Genomic DNA, 293 nt, shown 5'->3' on the forward strand with positions numbered 1-293 from the left:
CGGCTCAATTCGCGGGTCAATTGTTTAAATACAAACAACCTGTGGTGTTGGTTGTTAAGCAATAAGCGACCCATTGAAAGATGCCATGTTTGCGGTTCTTGTTCTGCTTTATCGAGAATAAATAAACCATCTACGCCTTTATTAACGGCATTAATTATTTGCTGTGGGGCTTTAGACAATAATGGTGATATTTTTTCGCCTTCTAGGGCTGTACTTGCATTAAAAAAATCTCTCGCACTATGGTTACTATAAACAATAAAATCATTGTCATTTACCAATAATACAGCTTGAGG

General features: G+C 36.9%; 1 protein-coding gene. It reads right to left on the reverse strand.

Annotated elements, in window-relative coordinates; genetic code table 11:
• A partial coding sequence (locus SB765_RS28950; protein ID WP_410932395.1) for a hypothetical protein occupies positions 1-293 on the reverse strand: 293 nt, incomplete at both ends.

It is taken from the genome of Pseudomonas sp. SIMBA_067 (assembly GCF_046534675.1).
Lineage (GTDB): Bacteria > Pseudomonadota > Gammaproteobacteria > Pseudomonadales > Pseudomonadaceae > Aquipseudomonas > Aquipseudomonas putida.